The sequence below is a fragment of the Paenibacillus sp. FSL M7-0420 genome (genome assembly GCF_038002345.1).
In the GTDB taxonomy this organism is placed as follows: domain Bacteria; phylum Bacillota; class Bacilli; order Paenibacillales; family Paenibacillaceae; genus Paenibacillus_AQ.
On record NZ_JBBOCJ010000001.1, the window covers coordinates 355,702 to 371,966 of the forward strand.

The 16,265-nt window shown below is 56.1% G+C and carries 11 protein-coding genes and 1 riboswitch; of the genes, 7 read left to right on the forward strand and 4 right to left on the reverse strand.

The window, feature by feature from the left end; genetic code table 11:
• The first annotated feature begins 13 nt into the window (after positions 1 to 13).
• Positions 14 to 466 carry a MarR family winged helix-turn-helix transcriptional regulator gene (locus MKX51_RS01545; RefSeq protein WP_340990943.1) on the forward strand — a complete coding sequence of 151 codons (453 nt, stop codon included), beginning with the start codon at positions 14 to 16 and terminating at the stop codon, positions 464 to 466.
• Entirely contained in the window at positions 463 to 1,995 is a 1,533-nt protein-coding gene (locus MKX51_RS01550) for a DHA2 family efflux MFS transporter permease subunit (protein ID WP_340990944.1), read from the forward strand. The genes MKX51_RS01545 and MKX51_RS01550 overlap by 4 nt, the downstream gene beginning before the upstream one ends.
• A gap of 186 nt (positions 1,996 to 2,181) precedes the next feature.
• Here MKX51_RS01550 and MKX51_RS01555 read toward each other — a convergent pair whose 3' ends face one another.
• Both MKX51_RS01555 and MKX51_RS01560 read right to left on the reverse strand, forming a co-directional pair.
• Positions 2,182 to 3,135 (reverse strand): helix-turn-helix transcriptional regulator, encoded by a 954-nt coding sequence (locus MKX51_RS01555; RefSeq protein ID WP_340990945.1) that lies wholly within the window; start codon positions 3,133 to 3,135, stop codon positions 2,182 to 2,184.
• Positions 3,136 to 3,173: 38 nt separating this feature from the next.
• Positions 3,174 to 3,854: a DedA family protein gene (locus MKX51_RS01560; RefSeq protein WP_339253397.1), complete on the reverse strand. Its 681-nt coding sequence runs from the start codon at positions 3,852 to 3,854 to the stop codon at positions 3,174 to 3,176.
• Between the two features lie 108 nt (positions 3,855 to 3,962).
• Between MKX51_RS01560 and MKX51_RS01565 the strand changes: the two genes are divergently transcribed.
• The 4 genes from MKX51_RS01565 to guaA all read left to right on the forward strand — a co-directional run bounded on the left by MKX51_RS01565 (position 3,963) and on the right by guaA (position 11,685).
• The gene (locus MKX51_RS01565; protein WP_340990946.1) at positions 3,963 to 5,387 is read left to right on the forward strand and encodes a polysaccharide deacetylase; all 1,425 of its coding nucleotides are present in this window, start codon (positions 3,963 to 3,965) and stop codon (positions 5,385 to 5,387) included.
• Between the two features lie 336 nt (positions 5,388 to 5,723).
• A complete protein-coding gene (locus MKX51_RS01570; RefSeq protein WP_340990947.1) occupies positions 5,724 to 7,088 on the forward strand; it encodes a DUF58 domain-containing protein in 1,365 nt (454 codons plus the stop codon).
• Positions 7,057 to 9,555, forward strand: coding sequence for a DUF4129 domain-containing transglutaminase family protein (locus MKX51_RS01575; RefSeq protein ID WP_340990948.1), 2,499 nt, complete (start codon positions 7,057 to 7,059; stop codon positions 9,553 to 9,555). The genes MKX51_RS01570 and MKX51_RS01575 overlap by 32 nt, the downstream gene beginning before the upstream one ends.
• Before the next feature lie 591 nt (positions 9,556 to 10,146).
• Complete coding sequence (guaA, locus tag MKX51_RS01580) at positions 10,147 to 11,685, forward strand: glutamine-hydrolyzing GMP synthase (protein ID WP_340944398.1); 1,539 nt, start codon at positions 10,147 to 10,149, stop codon at positions 11,683 to 11,685.
• Positions 11,686 to 11,864: 179 nt separating this feature from the next.
• Here the strand turns inward: guaA and MKX51_RS01585 are convergent, their stop codons facing one another.
• A complete protein-coding gene (locus MKX51_RS01585; RefSeq protein ID WP_340990949.1) occupies positions 11,865 to 12,884 on the reverse strand; it encodes a phosphotransferase in 1,020 nt (339 codons plus the stop codon).
• Positions 12,881 to 13,954, reverse strand: coding sequence for a ribosome small subunit-dependent GTPase A (gene rsgA, locus MKX51_RS01590; RefSeq protein WP_340990950.1), 1,074 nt, complete (start codon positions 13,952 to 13,954; stop codon positions 12,881 to 12,883). Before rsgA ends, MKX51_RS01585 begins: the two co-directional genes overlap by 4 nt.
• A gap of 540 nt (positions 13,955 to 14,494) precedes the next feature.
• Positions 14,495 to 14,594, forward strand: a riboswitch (purine riboswitch).
• A gap of 126 nt (positions 14,595 to 14,720) precedes the next feature.
• Between rsgA and MKX51_RS01595 the strand changes: the two genes are divergently transcribed.
• Positions 14,721 to 16,121 (forward strand): NCS2 family permease, encoded by a 1,401-nt coding sequence (locus MKX51_RS01595; protein WP_340990951.1) that lies wholly within the window; start codon positions 14,721 to 14,723, stop codon positions 16,119 to 16,121.
• Positions 16,122 to 16,265 lie beyond the last annotated feature (144 nt).

The window sequence follows — 16,265 nt, forward strand, 5'->3', positions numbered from 1 at the left end:
GGAGGGATAAGGCTTGGAAGAAAAGGAAAAGCAACTGGACGATATTCTATCCTCTTTCCGCTGCATTACCCATAATTTCCAGCAGCTTCTGTGGAAGGATGCAGAGGAGCTTAACATCACATCTACCCAGCTGATGGTATTGCGTAAGTTATCCTTGCATCCTGATATCGGGATCACGGAGCTGGCCGATCTTCTGCATCTGGGCAACAGCGCTGCCAGCGGTGTAGTGGACCGGATGGTGAAGGCCGGACTGATTACCAGAGAACGCTCGCAGAGCGACAAACGAATATTCAAGCTGGCGATGACCGAGAAAGGCAAGGAGATCCGTCTGCTTAGCAGACAGTCACTCCGAAGACATTTGCAGCCCTTGGCAGATATTCCTGCGGAGGATGTACAGGAGCTGCTGCGGCTGCATGGTGAAATTATCCGAATTCTAGAACAAGGGAGAGACAACAAGAAGCTATGAGTACAATTACAGCCGGTAATGCACCGTCCAAGACGGTCCGCAGAGGCCCGATTATCGCAGCGCTCCTGATCGGCGCCTTCGTGGCGTTATTGAATCAGACACTGATGAATGTGGCACTGCCCAAAATGATGGAGGATCTGAATATCCTCGCCAATACGGCCCAATGGCTGACGACAGGGTTCATGCTGGTTAATGGTGTGCTCGTGCCGATCAGCGCCTATCTAGTGGAGAAATTTACGACCCGCCAGCTCTTTACGACGGCAATGATGTTATTTTCGATAGGTACACTGGTGTGTGCGATAGGAACAGGCTTTGAGATGATTATGGTCGGCAGAGTCATTCAGGCCGTAGGTGCCGGAATTCTGATGCCGCTGATGAACATTGTGTTCCTACGCATCTTCCCGATTGAAGAACGGGGCAAGGCGATGGGACTGATGGCGGTTGCGATGATTTTTGCTCCGGCTGTCGGCCCTACCTTGTCCGGCTGGGTCGTGCAGAACTATTCCTGGCGCGTGCTGTTCTACATCGTGCTTCCGCTGGCCATCTTCTCGATGCTGCTCGGCATGAAGACTATGCAGAATGTAGGTAAGCTGACTTCTCCAAAGCTGGATAAACCGGGTGTGATTCTGTCTACACTGGGCTTCGGCGGGCTGCTCTACGGCTTCAGTGATGCCGGAACAGACGGCTGGGGAAGCACGACCGTTATTCTCTGCCTGATCCTGGGTATCGTGTCCCTGGGGCTGTTCGTATGGCGTGAGCTGACCACGGATAAGCCGCTGCTTGAATTCCGGATTTTCCGCTACAACATGTTCTCCCTGACTACCGTGATCAACATTATCGTCACCATGGCTATGTATGCAGGGATGATCCTGCTGCCGATCTATCTGCAGACCATCCGCGGCTTTACACCGATGGAATCCGGACTGATGCTGCTCCCGGGTGCGGTTCTGATGGGCGTTATGTCACCGATCACCGGAATTATATTTGATAAAATCGGCGCCCGCTGGCTGGCGGTTATCGGCCTGGCCATCACCACAGTGACTACCTGGGAATTCAGCCAGATCAGCACCACTACCACCTATACTCATCTGATCCTGACGTATACGGCCCGGATGTTCGGGATGTCGATGCTGATGATGCCTATCGTCACCGCCGGTCTGAACCAGCTGCCGCAGCGTCTGGCTTCTCATGGTACAGCCATGTCCAACACCCTGCGTACCGTAGGCGGCGCACTGGGGATGGCCCTGTTCGTCAGCCTGATGACCAACCGTACGAAGAGCAACATTACCGATGCACTGGTAAGCGGTGCGGTGTCGAAGACCGATAAGGCTGCGATGCTGAAGCTTACTCAGGACGCAACGATTAACGGGATTACCCACGCGTTCGCTGTAGCAACCTGGGTGACTGTTGTTGCCCTGGTGCTGGCGCTGTTCATCCGCAAGACCTCTCCGCAGCCCGACTTCCTGAAGACGGAAGAAGCGGAAGGCGAACAGCCACAGCCGAACCTGACCAAATCACAGAGAGCATAATCGTGCATACATTTTAAAAAAAGACGATCCGCTATAACCGTTAACGGTTATAGCGGATCGTCTTTTTGCGTCTGCGAACTAGGGTAGAATTACCCCGCTGTCCTTCATCCTCCCCAGTCTCCCAGTCAAAAACCGGCTTCTCAGGAGGTCATGCGATGGCGAATTGAAAATGCTTAGGGTCGGCTTTTATTGCCGCTCCGGCAAGTCTGCTGAATATGCCGCCGCAACGCCGCGGGCCACCTCGCCTAATCTGCGGCGGACATGCTCCGGCCCCAGCACCTCCAGGACAGTCCCGAAGCTTAGCAGGAAGCCGTATAGCCAGTCATTCTCAGGGTACTGGAGCGTTAGGGTATAACCGCCGGTATCATCCCGCTGGAGCGTCTCACAGTCGAAGTATTCCTCGGCGAGATGCTTGCCTTCGGGGGCGAACCGCAGCGTGACCGGTATGAGATTCTGCGGTTCCTTCCAGCTACTGCTCCATGGCAGCTCTGTAAGGGGAATATCCTGGCGGATATAGTGCCTGTTCTTCTTCACCAGCGCTTTCATCCGCAGCAGCTTGAAGAGGCGGAAATCCTGACGGTCCTGGCAGAACCCGTATAAGTACCAGAATTGTCCCTTGAGGACCAGCGTATAGGGCTCGACCGTACGCAGGCTTACCCTGCCTTCAGCAGTTATGTATTCAAAAGTGACCAAGACCTCCTCCTCTAAGGCTTCTTTAAGGAGGTCCAGCCGCTCCTCCAGCGGAGCTGTCAGCTCCCAGGGGGAGAAATCGACGATCATTTGGGTGGTTTTGCTGCGGAAGGCGGAGATCTGGGAGGGAGGGACAACGCTGCTGATCTTCTCCATCAACAGCTGATGGCCCTCTCCTCCGATGGAGGAGGCGCTTTGCAGCGCACTGAAAATATCGGCCAGCTCGCGTTGCGATAATACGTTGCGGTCCAGCCGGTAGCCCTGCATGAGGCCGATGCCGCCCCCTGCCCCCTGATAGGTAACCACAGGGATGCCTGCGCTGTTAATGCTGTCTATATCACGGTAAATCGTACGCACGGAGACCTCGAACATATCGGCCAGCTCCTTGGCCTGAATCAGCGGCCGGTTGAGCAACAATATAACAATGGAGAGCAGACGGTCTATTTTCACAGGGATACCTTCTTTCAGACGTTAAGGTGAGGCTATAGTCAGCGGGTCTTGGAGGTCTCTTTGACCTTCACTTGGACCTTGGCATCAAGCGTAGCCACTGGCTTGCGCCGCCGCAGCCGGAGAGAAATGGCAGCCCGGTAACGGTAAATGACAATCAGCGCGGCAATAGCCAGCACGCTTACCGCGATCCAGAGGGCGTAGGATTCGATCAGGTGGAAGATGCCCATCCACTGCGGGCCGAAGATTTTGCCGATTCCGAGGAATAACACCACCCAGAATATTGCGCCTCCGTAGGCATACATAGCGAATTTACGGAAGGGCAGGGCAATAATCCCGGCAAAATAGCCGGTGAAGTGGCGGACGCCGGGGATGAAATAGCCGATGGAGATCAGCACGCTGCCGTATTTCTCGAACCAGCGCTGCGTCTTTTCCAGCTTGGCCGGAGAGAACATGAACCATTTACCATACCGCTGGATAAAGGGCAGACCCGCCTTGAGCCCGATGAAATAAGTAATGGTCATCCCGATTGTAGTCCCTAAGAAGGCTACGATCACCAGGGTGAAGAAATCCAGCCTCCCCGTGAAAGAGAGAAATCCTGCGAAGGCCATCGTGGTCTCCCCGGGAAAAGGCAGGGCGATAAATTCTAGCAAAAGCCCGAAAAACAATACGCTATATCCATAGCTCGCAAACAATTCCTGTATCCATTTCAGCATATCCATAGATTCTTCACTCTCCAAAGGCTGCGCGCCTATTCTATTCTTAAGCTTGTCTTCATACAATCTACCAAATGGTGCGGGTGCGCCAATAGAATGCTGGAGGTAGAGAAGATGAAGGACAACCTGGAAAATCCGATCCGCAGCATCATGATCTGCGGGTTGCTTGTTATTGCTGTTGTGCTGAGTCTGGGTGTGTCAGCCTATGGAGGGCAGGGGAATTCTTCCGGTTCGCGGATTACGTACTCCCTGCAGGCTGAAGCAGGCAGTGCGTTACCTCTACTCTCTAAGAATAATGCTCCGGCTGTCCCGGTGCAAGATTTGCCTCCGGCAGCGGCCAGAATGACAACCGCAGAATCACGGCAGCCGCATATTTCGGGCGGTTCAGCCCCTAAGGCAGATGCAGAGCGTCCTGCTCCCGCTATACACCAAGTAGCTGCTGCTGCGGGGAAAGCTGCTCCGGCAGCCGGTCACCGCCAGGAGAAGGTGGTCTATCTGACTTTTGACGACGGGCCAAGCGCAGTTACTCCCAAGGTGCTTAGCATATTGCAGGAGCAGGGGGTTAAGGCGACCTTCTTCGTGCTGGGGGATCAGGCCGCAGGGCGTCCCGAGCTGATCCATGCCATCTGGGAGCAGGGGCATGCTATCGGCAACCATACCTACAATCATAACTATCATGATTTATATAGCGGCTTCACGGAATTCTGGCGCCAAATCAAACAGACGGAGGAAACGGTACGTGAGATCACAGGCGTCCGTCCGCAACTGGTCCGTGCACCGGGCGGCACGTTCGGCCATTTCGACAGTACATACTTCAATCTGCTGAAGCAGGCAGGCTACCGGGTGATCGACTGGACTGTGGACAGCGGAGATTCCCGCCGCCGGGGAGTGCCCGCTGCGGAGATTGTGCAGGCATCTGTGGCTGACTTGAACGCCTCCAGTGTGGTGCTGCTGCTGCATGACGGATCAGGCCATGAACAGAGCGCCAAGGCGCTGCCTGCCATTATTGAACGCTACAGAGCGGCCGGTTATGAGTTCGGCGTTCTGGATACGCAGAGTGATCCCGTACAGTTCAGGGTGTCCTCCAAGGCAGCCTCCCTTCAGCGGGGCAAGCCGTCACAGGATTGGATATCGGCCAATATTGCTCCGAATGCGGAGCTGTTTGCACCAGGCAAGGCGCTTGCGCTTGAGATTGGGCGGATGGAGATCAAGCTGAAGCCCGGAGAGTACCGTCTCCAGGACGGGCAGTACTATGTTCCGCTCCGCGCCACCGTGGAACGGCTGGGCGGGCGGGTCGGCTGGGATGCGGACACCCGCAGCGCAGCTGTAAGCTGGAACGGCCGCAGCATGACGTTAGACTCACAGAAGCAGGAGGTTGGCATTCACTGGCCGGACGGTACAGCAGAGTACAAGGCGGCACAGGTGCAGCTCCAAGGCTCCTCCCTCTGGGTACCCCTGCGTATGCTGCTTGAGGCGGCAGGTCATCCGGGTGCGGAAGCCTTTGTTAATGCAGAGGAGCGCAGGGTTACCGCAGCTTAAGGCGGATATCCGTTTTGGAGGAGGGCCGGACGGAGGGGAAGGCAAGGAGAGCAGAGAACAGGCAGAGCTGGCGTGGAAAAGCGGCAGCTGAATGTCTGGGCATCCTTTTTGGTGGAAAGAATAGATAGCAAGAGGCCTCAGCAAGTAGTATAGCCAGGGAAAGAACAGGCTGTCAGGGGGCTAGTCTATGACCATGGAAGGGTGTCCTCCTTGTCCTCATCATCATTGACAGATCCGAAATCACAGGTATATTCACAGCAGAACAGGTACGGGAATGCAGAGATAGCCGGGTTCCCCCGGAAGCGCATCCGCCGCGCAGCTAAGGAGTGGGGGCGAATGCTGCTCCTGATGGCAGTTGCCGGAGGACTGTATATGTGGCGCGGCGGAGAATCGCTCCTGCTGCTGCTGACAGCGGGCGGAGTGGTCATGTCCGGCGGCCTGCTGATGCAGCTCTGCGGTCCCCGGAGAGTTAGTGTCCAGCGCACGATTGTTCCTGCGCGTCTGTCTGCGGGGGATGACGCCGTTGTGGAAGTTCAGATTTCTTTTGCCGCCCGAATCCCGCTGCCCTGGATGATTGTGACCGATTACTGGAGCGGGGGCAGCCATCAGGAACTGCTGTTTCCCGGCTTCCGGCGTTCCTTCAAATATTCTTATGAGCTGCTGTCCGTTCCCAGGGGTGTACATCAGCTTCATGGGTGCAGTGTAACCTGGGGAGATCTGCCGGGGCTGTTCACCGGCGGCTGCCAGCCGGGCGGCAAGGCGGACTTCAAGGTGCTGCCAAGGGCGTTATATATGGGCACAGTTGTGCCGGATACCGGCTTGCTGCCGGGAGACCGTGTGTCCGGGCGGGGGAACCACAGCAGCCCGCAGGCAGCGGATATCCGTGATTATACGCCGGGTGATCCGTTCAGCCGGATTCACTGGAAGAGCAGCGCCCGTAAAGGCAACCTGCAGAGCAGAGTGCCGGAACGTGAAGCGGGGCAGATGACCTGCATCGTGCTTGCGAGCAGTCCGGCGGATTACGAGATTCCCGGCGGTGCGCATCCTCCCCGCAGCCAACGGAGGACGGTAATCCCGGCCTTTGAACAGGCGGTATCGGCTACGATGGGGCTGCTGCTCTCTGCCGAGCGTACCGGCAGCTACATCCAGCTCTTCAGCGGCGGCTGGCCGGAAGGAATGGCCAGACATGAGGGGCTGGGCCAGATCCCCGGGAGGGTCCGGGATCTGCTTACAGAGATTGCTCCTTCCGGTTCACAGAGTCTCAGCAGACTGCTGGAGGATGCGTCACAGAGCTGGATTCCCGGGATGACGGTATCGGTCGTTACCGGCAGGCTGGAGGAGGAGTCGGCGAGAACGCTGGCCCGTTTCCTGGTTCAAGGAATCCGGGTGGAGCTGTATTATGTCTGGGACCAGCCTTCTCCGAGCCGGACTCCCGGTAGTCCTGTGCGGAGCCCGGCCAGAGCAGCGGGGACGCTGCCGGAGCTATCCCGCAGCAGCAGGCTGGCACCGGAGGGGTGGGAAACAACCGGGCAGCATGATCCCGCAGCTTACGGGAACAACAGACCGCCTGCCTCGGATACGATTGCGGGAAGTCTGATGCGGCTTGGCGCGAGGATTCACTGTCTGAGCTATGCTGCTCCTGCACAAGGGTACAAGGGGGCGGAGCCTGATGGATTCCCGGATAACTCCACCTCCTGCTAGTGCGAGTACGGATGGCGCCAGTCCGAAGGGCTCAACCCACAGCGGGCAACGCCGCTACGGAAGCATCAGGTTTACAGCGGCAGGGATGCAGGAATCAGACCTTGCAGAGAACAGCTCCGCAGGTAAAAGAGAGAACAGTCCTCTGTATTATCGCGGTCTGTTCTCTTTGGCGATTATGGGCGTCTTTGGGCTGTGGCTGCTGCCGCTCTACAGATTGTCTGCGGCAGCGGACCATACACAGCTCCTGCGGCTCCTGATGCTCTCGGCAGCAGCGCTTCTCGCATGGGGCTGTCTGCTGTTGCCCCGTCTTGTCCAGGCAAGCGGGCAGTTTCTTCTAATCTTCATGACCTGGTATGGCCTCTGTGCTGCTGCGGGAGGCGGGGGCGGGTGGCTGAAGGTCTATGCCATGGAGAAAAGTGGACAGGATGCCCTGCTGCTGCTCTCTGGCCGGATCTCCGCATTAAGCGAGGACAGCAGGCTGCTGATTCTGGTGCTGGGCTGGGGACTGCTGGTGTCCTCCGTCCAGCAGCTCGCGCTGTACAGGGGAAGTATTGCGCTGTTCACCGGTGTAACGCTGGTGTATCTGCTGGTGCTGGATATGGGCTATTCCGTTAATACTTCCGGGGATGTTCTGGTCACTGCGGGGCTGATCCTGTGGCTGCGGGCTTTAAGCGGGCTGCTCCACCTGCAAGAGAAGACAGAAAGGCCTGTTCTGCCTTACGCCCGCTGGGGAGCCAGGGCATTCTCGGCAGCTGTACTGGTAACGCTGGCCGCCTGGATGGCCGGGCAAGGGCTGGGCGCACGCCCGGCTGCCCCGGTTACACTGCAGCCGGTGCTGGACAAGCTGGAGCACTGGGCAGCGGCGCAAAGACCGGAGGAGGCAGGCGTACCCGGCACTGGCAGCGCTGGCAGCACTGGCTACAGTATGGAAGACAGAGAGCTTGGCATGCCCCTGACTCCCAGCCGGGAGGCGGCCTTCACGGTCACTGCTTCCCGTCCCTATTACTGGCGGGGAGAAAGCATGGCGTATTATGACGGCCGCCGCTGGATCAGGAGCGGAGCGGCGTATTCAGCGCTGAATCTGCCCCGGCTGTCCGGGGCGCTGCCCGCTCTGGCGGATGCTGAATTAGCCGGGGGCCAGACATTTATCCAGCGGATTCAGCTGGCCTCGCCTTCCACTGGAGGTATGCCGCTGTTCAGTGCAGGCGCTATAACAGACATACAGAACATCCGGCTTGCGGACGGAAGCCAGCTGGGTTACGTGCTGGCCAGCCCGGACAGGCTCAGCTTCCGTCTGCCGGAAGTCTACAGCTCCGCAGGGGTTACGGAATATACCGTCAAGTCTGTTCTGCCGCCAAGCGATCCGGCAGCGCTGCGGAAGCTGAAGGGGAGTGATCCCGAAGGGGTTCGCAGCCAGTATTTGCAGCTCCCCGCTGCTCTGCCGCCCGGAGTGCGTGCCCTGGCCGGACAGCTTACAGCTGCGGCGGCGAGCCGTTACGATGCCGCCGTAGCTGTAGCCGGTTATCTTCAGGACGGCTACACCTATTCGCTGAAGACCCGGGTGCCGCCGTCCGGTGCCGATTTCACCGATGATTTCCTGTTCGGGACCCGTCAGGGCTATTGTGTGCATTTTGCCACTGCGATGACGGTCCTGCTGCGCAGCAGCGGCATTCCGGCGCGGTACGTCCAGGGCTACGGCCCGGGCACCGCTGTGCCCGGCTCTGTGCCGCAGCGCTACAGCGTGACCGGCGGCGATGCCCACGCCTGGGTCGAGGTCTATTTCCCCGGCGCGGGCTGGGTCCCCTTCGACCCCACGCCCTCCGCCGCTGCCGCCGCTGCCCTCGGCGCGGCGGCTACGGACCCGGCGGCGGCCTCCGCGCCGCCGGACACCCGCCGCTCCGCTGCGCTGCACGCGGACGCGCTCACCGCCGCCCTGCCGCAGGCGGGCGGCCCGGACACTGCGCTGCTTGCGCTGGCGGCGCTGGTGCTGGCTGCCGCCATCCGCTGGCGGCGCAGCCTGGCCCTGCTGCCGGCGGTGCGCCGCGCCGGCAGGCTTGGCCGTGAGCGGCAGCTGCGCGCCGCCGCTCTGGCCTGGCACGGGCTGGCGGCGCGCTATGGGCCGCCGCTGCCCGGGGTTACCGCCAGGGAGTACGCAGACTCCCTGGCTATCGAGGACGGGCGGCTGCGCGCCGCCGTCCGGGGGTTTGTACGCCAGTGGGAGACCCTGGCGTATGGCGGCGCCGGAGGCGGCGTGCCCTTAGCGGCGTCGGACCCCGGCGGCGAGGCCGTGCCTTTGCCTGTGGCTGTCTCCGCCGGAGGCGGCGTGCCCTTAGCGTCGTCGGGCTCCGCTGGAGACGCCGCTCGCTCGACGCCCTCCGCGTCCCCCGCGCCCCCCAACGCTGCCGATACCATAGACGCAGCGGCATTCATGGCACGGTGCCTGATGATCACCTTCCATCTAACCTGATCGAGAAGCGGCGTCCCTGCATTTGCAGCGGACGTCTTTGTGACGGCTAAGCTTGCCGCTTCAAATGTAATCGAAAAACCGACCACATTTAGCGCTGCATGGGCACGAGGGCCAAATGTAATCGAAAAACCGACCACATTTAGCGCTGCATGGGCACGAGGGCCAAATGTAATCGAAAAACCGACTACATTCGGAGCTGCATGGGCACGAGGACCAAATGTAATCGAAAAACCGACCACATTTAGCGCTGCACGGGCACGAGGACCAAATGTATGTGAAAAACCGAATACAATCAAATTCACGCTTCCCCTAGCAACGCTGTATAAGCCAGCCAGGGCTGTAATTCTTCACTGTATTTCCATAACATAGATACCTGTTCCCGGCAGCGGGAATTCGGCAGACACTTGCTCATCTGCAGGTATTAAGTACTGTCATGGCCACGAGCCTGTTTCCGCTACCTTTGCCTCGTGCAGGTATTACCTCCACCCCTGCCACACCTATCCCAAAACCTTGAAACAGAGGGACCCCATTTCCTTGACGCTGAGAATTAACCATGAGTATAATGAATCCAATAATCAAGGGAGGCAAGTAATGAACAAGCCAAATGAAATAATCGTTGTTCTGGATTTCGGGGGACAGTATAACCAGCTTATCGCGCGCAGAATTCGTGACCTGGGGGTATACAGTGAGCTTCTGCCGTACAATACACCGATGGAGAAGATTAAGGCCTTATCACCCAAAGGGATTGTATTCTCAGGCGGGCCAAGCAGTGTCTATGCGGAGAATGCACCACATGTAGACCCGGCGATTTACGAGCTCGGGCTGCCGATCTTCGGAATCTGCTATGGGATGCAACTGATGGCTCAGCAGCAGGGGGGCAAGGTGGAACGCTCCGCCAAGCGCGAATACGGCAAAGCCGATGTAGAATTCGCACCCAGCTCCGTGCTTGCAGCAGGTCTTGAGAGCAAGCAGACGGTATGGATGAGCCACGGCGACCATGTTGTGGAGCTTCCGGAGGGCTTTAAGCTGGATGCCGGTACAGAGAGCGCGCCGATTGCAGCCATGAGCAATGATGCACGCAAATTCTTCGCTGTTCAGTTCCATCCTGAGGTACGCCACTCCGTGAAGGGGAATGAGATGATCTCGAACTTCCTGTACGAGGTCTGCGGCTGCGAGGGCAAATGGACGATGGAGTCGTTCATCGAGGATGCCGTTAAGGATATCCGTGATAAAGTCGGCGACCGGAAGGTGCTCTGCGCACTCAGCGGCGGTGTGGATTCCTCTGTTGTGGCGATGCTGATTCACCGTGCGATCGGCGATCAGCTGACCTGTATGTTCATCGACCACGGCCTTCTGCGCAAAGGTGAAGCGGAGAGCGTCATGGAGACTTTTGTCGGCAAGTTCGATATCCATGTCGTCAAAATAGACGCCCGTGACCGCTTCCTCGGCAAGCTGGCCGGTGTCTCCGATCCCGAACAGAAACGTAAAATCATCGGCAACGAGTTCATCTATTGCTTCGACGAAGAATCGGCCAAGCTGGGTGACTTCGCGTTCCTGGCTCAAGGTACACTGTATACCGATATCGTAGAGAGCGGTACAGCGACGGCGCAGACGATCAAGTCGCACCACAATGTGGGCGGGCTGCCGGAAGATATGAAATTCAGTCTGATCGAGCCGCTGAACACCCTCTTCAAGGATGAAGTCCGTAAGCTGGGCGAGGAATTGGGCATGCCGCATGCGATCGTGTGGCGTCAGCCTTTCCCGGGTCCGGGTCTGGCGATTCGTGTGCTGGGTGAAGTGACCGAAGAGAAGCTGCAGATCGTCCGCGATTCCGACTATATCCTGCGTGAAGAGATTGCCAAGGCGGGTCTTGACCGTGAGATCTGGCAGTATTTCACTGCACTCCCTAACATGAAGAGTGTGGGTGTAATGGGTGACGAGCGTACCTATTCCTACACCGTAGGCATTCGTGCGGTAACCTCCATCGACGGCATGACCGCCGACTGGGCGCGTATCCCATGGGATGTACTGGAGAAAATCTCTGTGCGCATCGTCAACGAAGTGGACAACGTCAACCGTATCGTGTACGACATTACCTCGAAGCCGCCAGCGACGATCGAGTGGGAATAGATCAAGGATAAAATAAAAACTCTCTTCTATAGGCGATTTTTGCTGATGGGAGAGAGTTTTTTTCGAAATATAAGAAATTATATGTTGCACACGATAAATTATCCTTCTATTTCTCGCTGAAACGGTTATGACAAAAAAGAACTCCAAAACCCTATATTAAGGTTTGGAGTTCTTCCCGCTTAGACGGACAGCTGCAAGCTCTTCAATTCATACACCTTCTCCAGCGTATTCAGACACTCTGTCTTCTTATCATCACTATCCGCATGAAGATATCCCTCCACCAGCCGGTATCCGAATACGAGCAGGATGAATTCGTAGACGCAGTGGCCGGCAAGCGGGGCAATCTCTCCCGCATATTCCGCGAAGCCCCGGTAATAAGCAGGGACACACCGCTGATAGTATTCAATCATGTGATCAAGATCCGCCTCATCTGCAATCAGGCTGGCGATGTCCTCGCCGAGGTAGCCCCAGCCGCTGGTATCCCAGTCGATCAGCGCGATGGTCCCGCCAGAATAGATGATGTTGGTTACCCAGAAGTCCCGGTGGCATAACACCAGAGGCAGGCATTCAATCCGGGCAAAAATATCGTCTGAATGCTCATCAATGTCGATGAGCATTTGCCGCACATGCTGCGGGAATTCGCATTCCTCTGAACGGATATAGTCGTAGACAACCGGCCAAGACCGGTAGTGCAGATAAGTATTCTTCATGAGGTCTGGATGGCTCAGGTTGGTCAGACTTTGCGGCCCCTCAGGCTGCTCCGCGTACAGCTTCCCTTGATACCGGCCCAACTCCAATGCCGCCTGTTCATACATGTCACCGGTCAGCTCCAGACCGGAGATGCCATCCATATATTCCAGCCATAATCTCATTTCATCCCCGGCTTCATTCATCTCAGCGTGATAACACACCGGCCAGCGGAAGGATTCTGTGAAGGTTGCCCCCAATGGAGAAGCGTAGAGATCATATTCCCGCCGCCAGGAATCCGGATCATCGTAACGCTCCCATTTCTTCTGGATTTTCAGCACAATATGGTACGGCCGTTGCTCTCCGTCAGCCGTTTCGGCCGTTCCGGTAACCAGCTGCACATCTCCCAAGGTCCCGCCATGCAGCTGTAACGTCTGGTAGTCAGCAGATGTAATCGTTGTTTTGAAAAGCTCACTTAGTGCAGTATATAACGCTTCAGTTGGAATCTTCATTTTTTCCAGCCCCCGGTTTTCTTGGTTTGTTTTCTTTGCATAGCGATGGATTGATTGCGGGCATTCTTGCTGATCAGATAGCCGGTTCTGTTCTGGACGAATTGGTTCTCCTGCTGCTGGGCCATGTAATGCTCCCAGCGTTCGCGCGTCAGGGAACCCTCCGCCAGGGCGGCCAGCACCGCACAGCCCGGCTCGGCCTCATGGCGGCAGTCACTGAACCGGCATCTGGTGAACAGGTCTTCTATATCAGCGAAGCCTGCAGAGATGCCTTCGTCAGCATCGAACAGCCCCAGTTCACGCATCCCGGGGGTATCGATTACCATTGCTCCCGAGGGGAGCATGAACAACTGACGGTGGGTCGTCGTGTGCCGTCCCCGGCTGTCTTCCTCCCGGATGGAACTGACCTTCATAACATCCCGTTCCATCAGGGCGTTAAGCAGCGATGATTTGCCGACTCCGGACATGCCAAGGAAGACGACAGTTGAACCTGGCTTAAGGTAGACATCGAGCTCATTCAGCCCGAGACCGTTATGACTGCACACGGCGTGCACGGGAACATCCGGCATGCTCTGCCGGACTTCTGCCAGCCGGAGGCTGTAATCTTCGGTGAGATCAGCCTTGGTCAGAATGACGACCGGCTGGCCGCCGCTCTGCCTGGCCTGGGTCAGGTACCGCATCATGCGGGTGACATTGAAATCCCAGTTCAGGGAGGACAGAATAAATACATAGTCAAAGTTAGCTGCCACGACCTGCTCCAGAATGGTTTTGGTATAGCCTGCGGCATGGCCGGAATAATTTGCCCGCGAGAACTTGGAGCGGCGGGGGAGAAGGGCAACAATGAGCGAATCCCCGCTTCCGTTCGGGCGCAGTAAGGCAAAATCACCGACGCACGGGAAGTCCTCCCGGGTTTCTGTACTGTGATAGAACGTGCCTTTGAGTACAGCGGTCAACTCGCCCCGCTCTGTGATTACCGTGAAGCGCTCCCGCCGGAGCTCTGTAATTCTGCCAGGCAATAGCCTGGACGGGATTTTTTCTATTTCTGTATATCCATAGGTTTTTAGATCAATCATGGTTTTGGGTTTAGCTCCTTTTAAAGTTGTTTTGTGGACGCAAAAATGCCGCGGAACAGCAGCCTCAAGAAGAAGCTGCTGTTCTACGGCATCAAGATGCAAAGAAGATACGACCTTCATCGTATCCCGCAAACAGCAATATTCACGAAAGGTTACTTGGGATGGCATACCAAATAATACGGGCTTTTACCCGCCTTTTTAAGAAGCATGCCTGCTATGCAGTTCTAAACTGAAACCACCATATAAGTAGTAGCCAATTAAAACATCCCCTTTCGGATTAAGGAACTTGTAAGAAAATGGAGTGCTTATCGCTAAGCTAATTCAGTTTAACATATGTTTGCGTGCCCATCCATGTAGAGTTTAATTATAATTAATTAAGTGCGGAACTATCCGCATTTATGCTGCAAGGTTTGGCCGATTCTCCCTGAACCAAGCGGGATTTGTCATAGAAATGTTCAATTTACGAACATTTGTGTAAACCTGACGGGCAATGTTCGTATTTACCATTGACAAGAGCTGTCATCTCCCCCTAAAATGATAAAGCGCTACAGCAAATATATTCGTATAATTCCGGGGATCGGCCCGGAAGTCTCTACGAGGTCACCGTAATGACCTGGCTACGATTAAGAAGAGCAACTTGTTCTGGGATTTCCGGCGATTGTCCGGAATTCCCGGCAGCCATCTCTTTTTCGGGCCGGTGTCTTCCCAGATGCCGGCTTTTGTGTTGCTGTAATGGCACAACATACAACCTTAGGGGGAGAACGATTTGAACCGCTTTTTCAAATTGAAAGAGAACGGCACCACAGTACGCACAGAGATCATGGCCGGTATAACCACGTTTATGGCAATGGCTTATATTCTGTCGGTTAATCCAAGCACTCTGACTGCCTTCGGCCGCATTGATATGGGCTGGTATTCCGTATTCCTTGCGACTGCGCTGGCAGCCGGTATTTTCACCATTGCCATGGGGGTATTCATTAACTTCCCGGTCGCTCTGGCACCTGGTATGGGCCTTAACGCATATTTCGCTTCCGTCGTCTTATCCTCCGCCACCACTGAACATGAGTTCACCTGGCAGATGGGTCTTACCGCCGTATTTATCTCCGGGATTATCTTCATCCTCCTGACCGTTACCCGGGTCCGGCAAATCCTGCTCACTGCCATTCCTGACAGCCTGAAGCATGCGATCACTGTCGGTATCGGGATGTTCATCACCATTATCGGCCTGAAGAACAGCGGACTGATGACCATCGGCGTTGAAGCCGGTAAAGACATCTCCGCCAATACATTTACAGATGTACTCTCCTTTGAAACGGTTATTCATATGGGCAGCCTGGAGAACACCAATGTTCAGCTCGTGATTATCGGTCTGCTGCTGATCTCCATTCTAATGGTACTGCGCGTTCGCGGCGCCATCCTGTTCGGAATTCTCGGGACTACCGTGGCTGCGATTCTCATGGGTGCAGTAGATTTCAGTTCACTGAGCAATCCGCAGACGCCATGGGTTCCTGACTTCACCCAGCTTAACTTCTGGGAATTCGACTGGGAAGGCATTATGCACACCGGTATCGTATCGGCGATTGCCACTTTTACCTTTGTAGAACTGTTCGATACCTTCGGTACGCTGGTGGGTACTGCTGAACGTGCCGGAATCATGAAGAACCCTGAAGAGGGCAAAAAACGTGTCGGCAACGCCATGTTCGTAGATGCGGTAGCTGTTGCGGGCGGTGCGGTGCTGGGTACTTCCACCACTACCGCTTATGTAGAAAGTGCAGCCGGTGTAGCTGAAGGCGGACGTACGGGTCTGACTGCAGTAACTACGGGGATCTGCTTCCTGCTTGCCTTGTTCCTGGCTCCGGTAGTCGCTCTGATCCCTGGTCCGGCCACAGCGGCAGCGCTGATTATTGTCGGTGTACTCATGGCTCAATCGATCCGTGATATTGACTTCCAGGACATGGTGTTGGCGATTCCGGCCTTCCTGACCTTCGTGATCATGCCGTTTACGTATAACATTGCTAACGGGATCTCGTTCGGGATTGTTACTTACGTGATTCTGGCTTGTGTAGCGAATATCGCCGGCAAGAAGAAATATGATATCCACTGGATGATGTGGGTGCTGGCAATTCTGATCATTCTGCGTTATGTTCTGATCGGCAGCCAAGGCTGATAAGCTCTACGGATTCTGACTTCCATTCTGCGGTCTCTTCATTATATGAAGGGGCCGTTTTCTTTTTATTCTTTTAAGGGGGGAGCCGCGCGGGACAAGCTGGGTTTTACCCTTTTCATCAACCAATATTTAGATTATATTGTT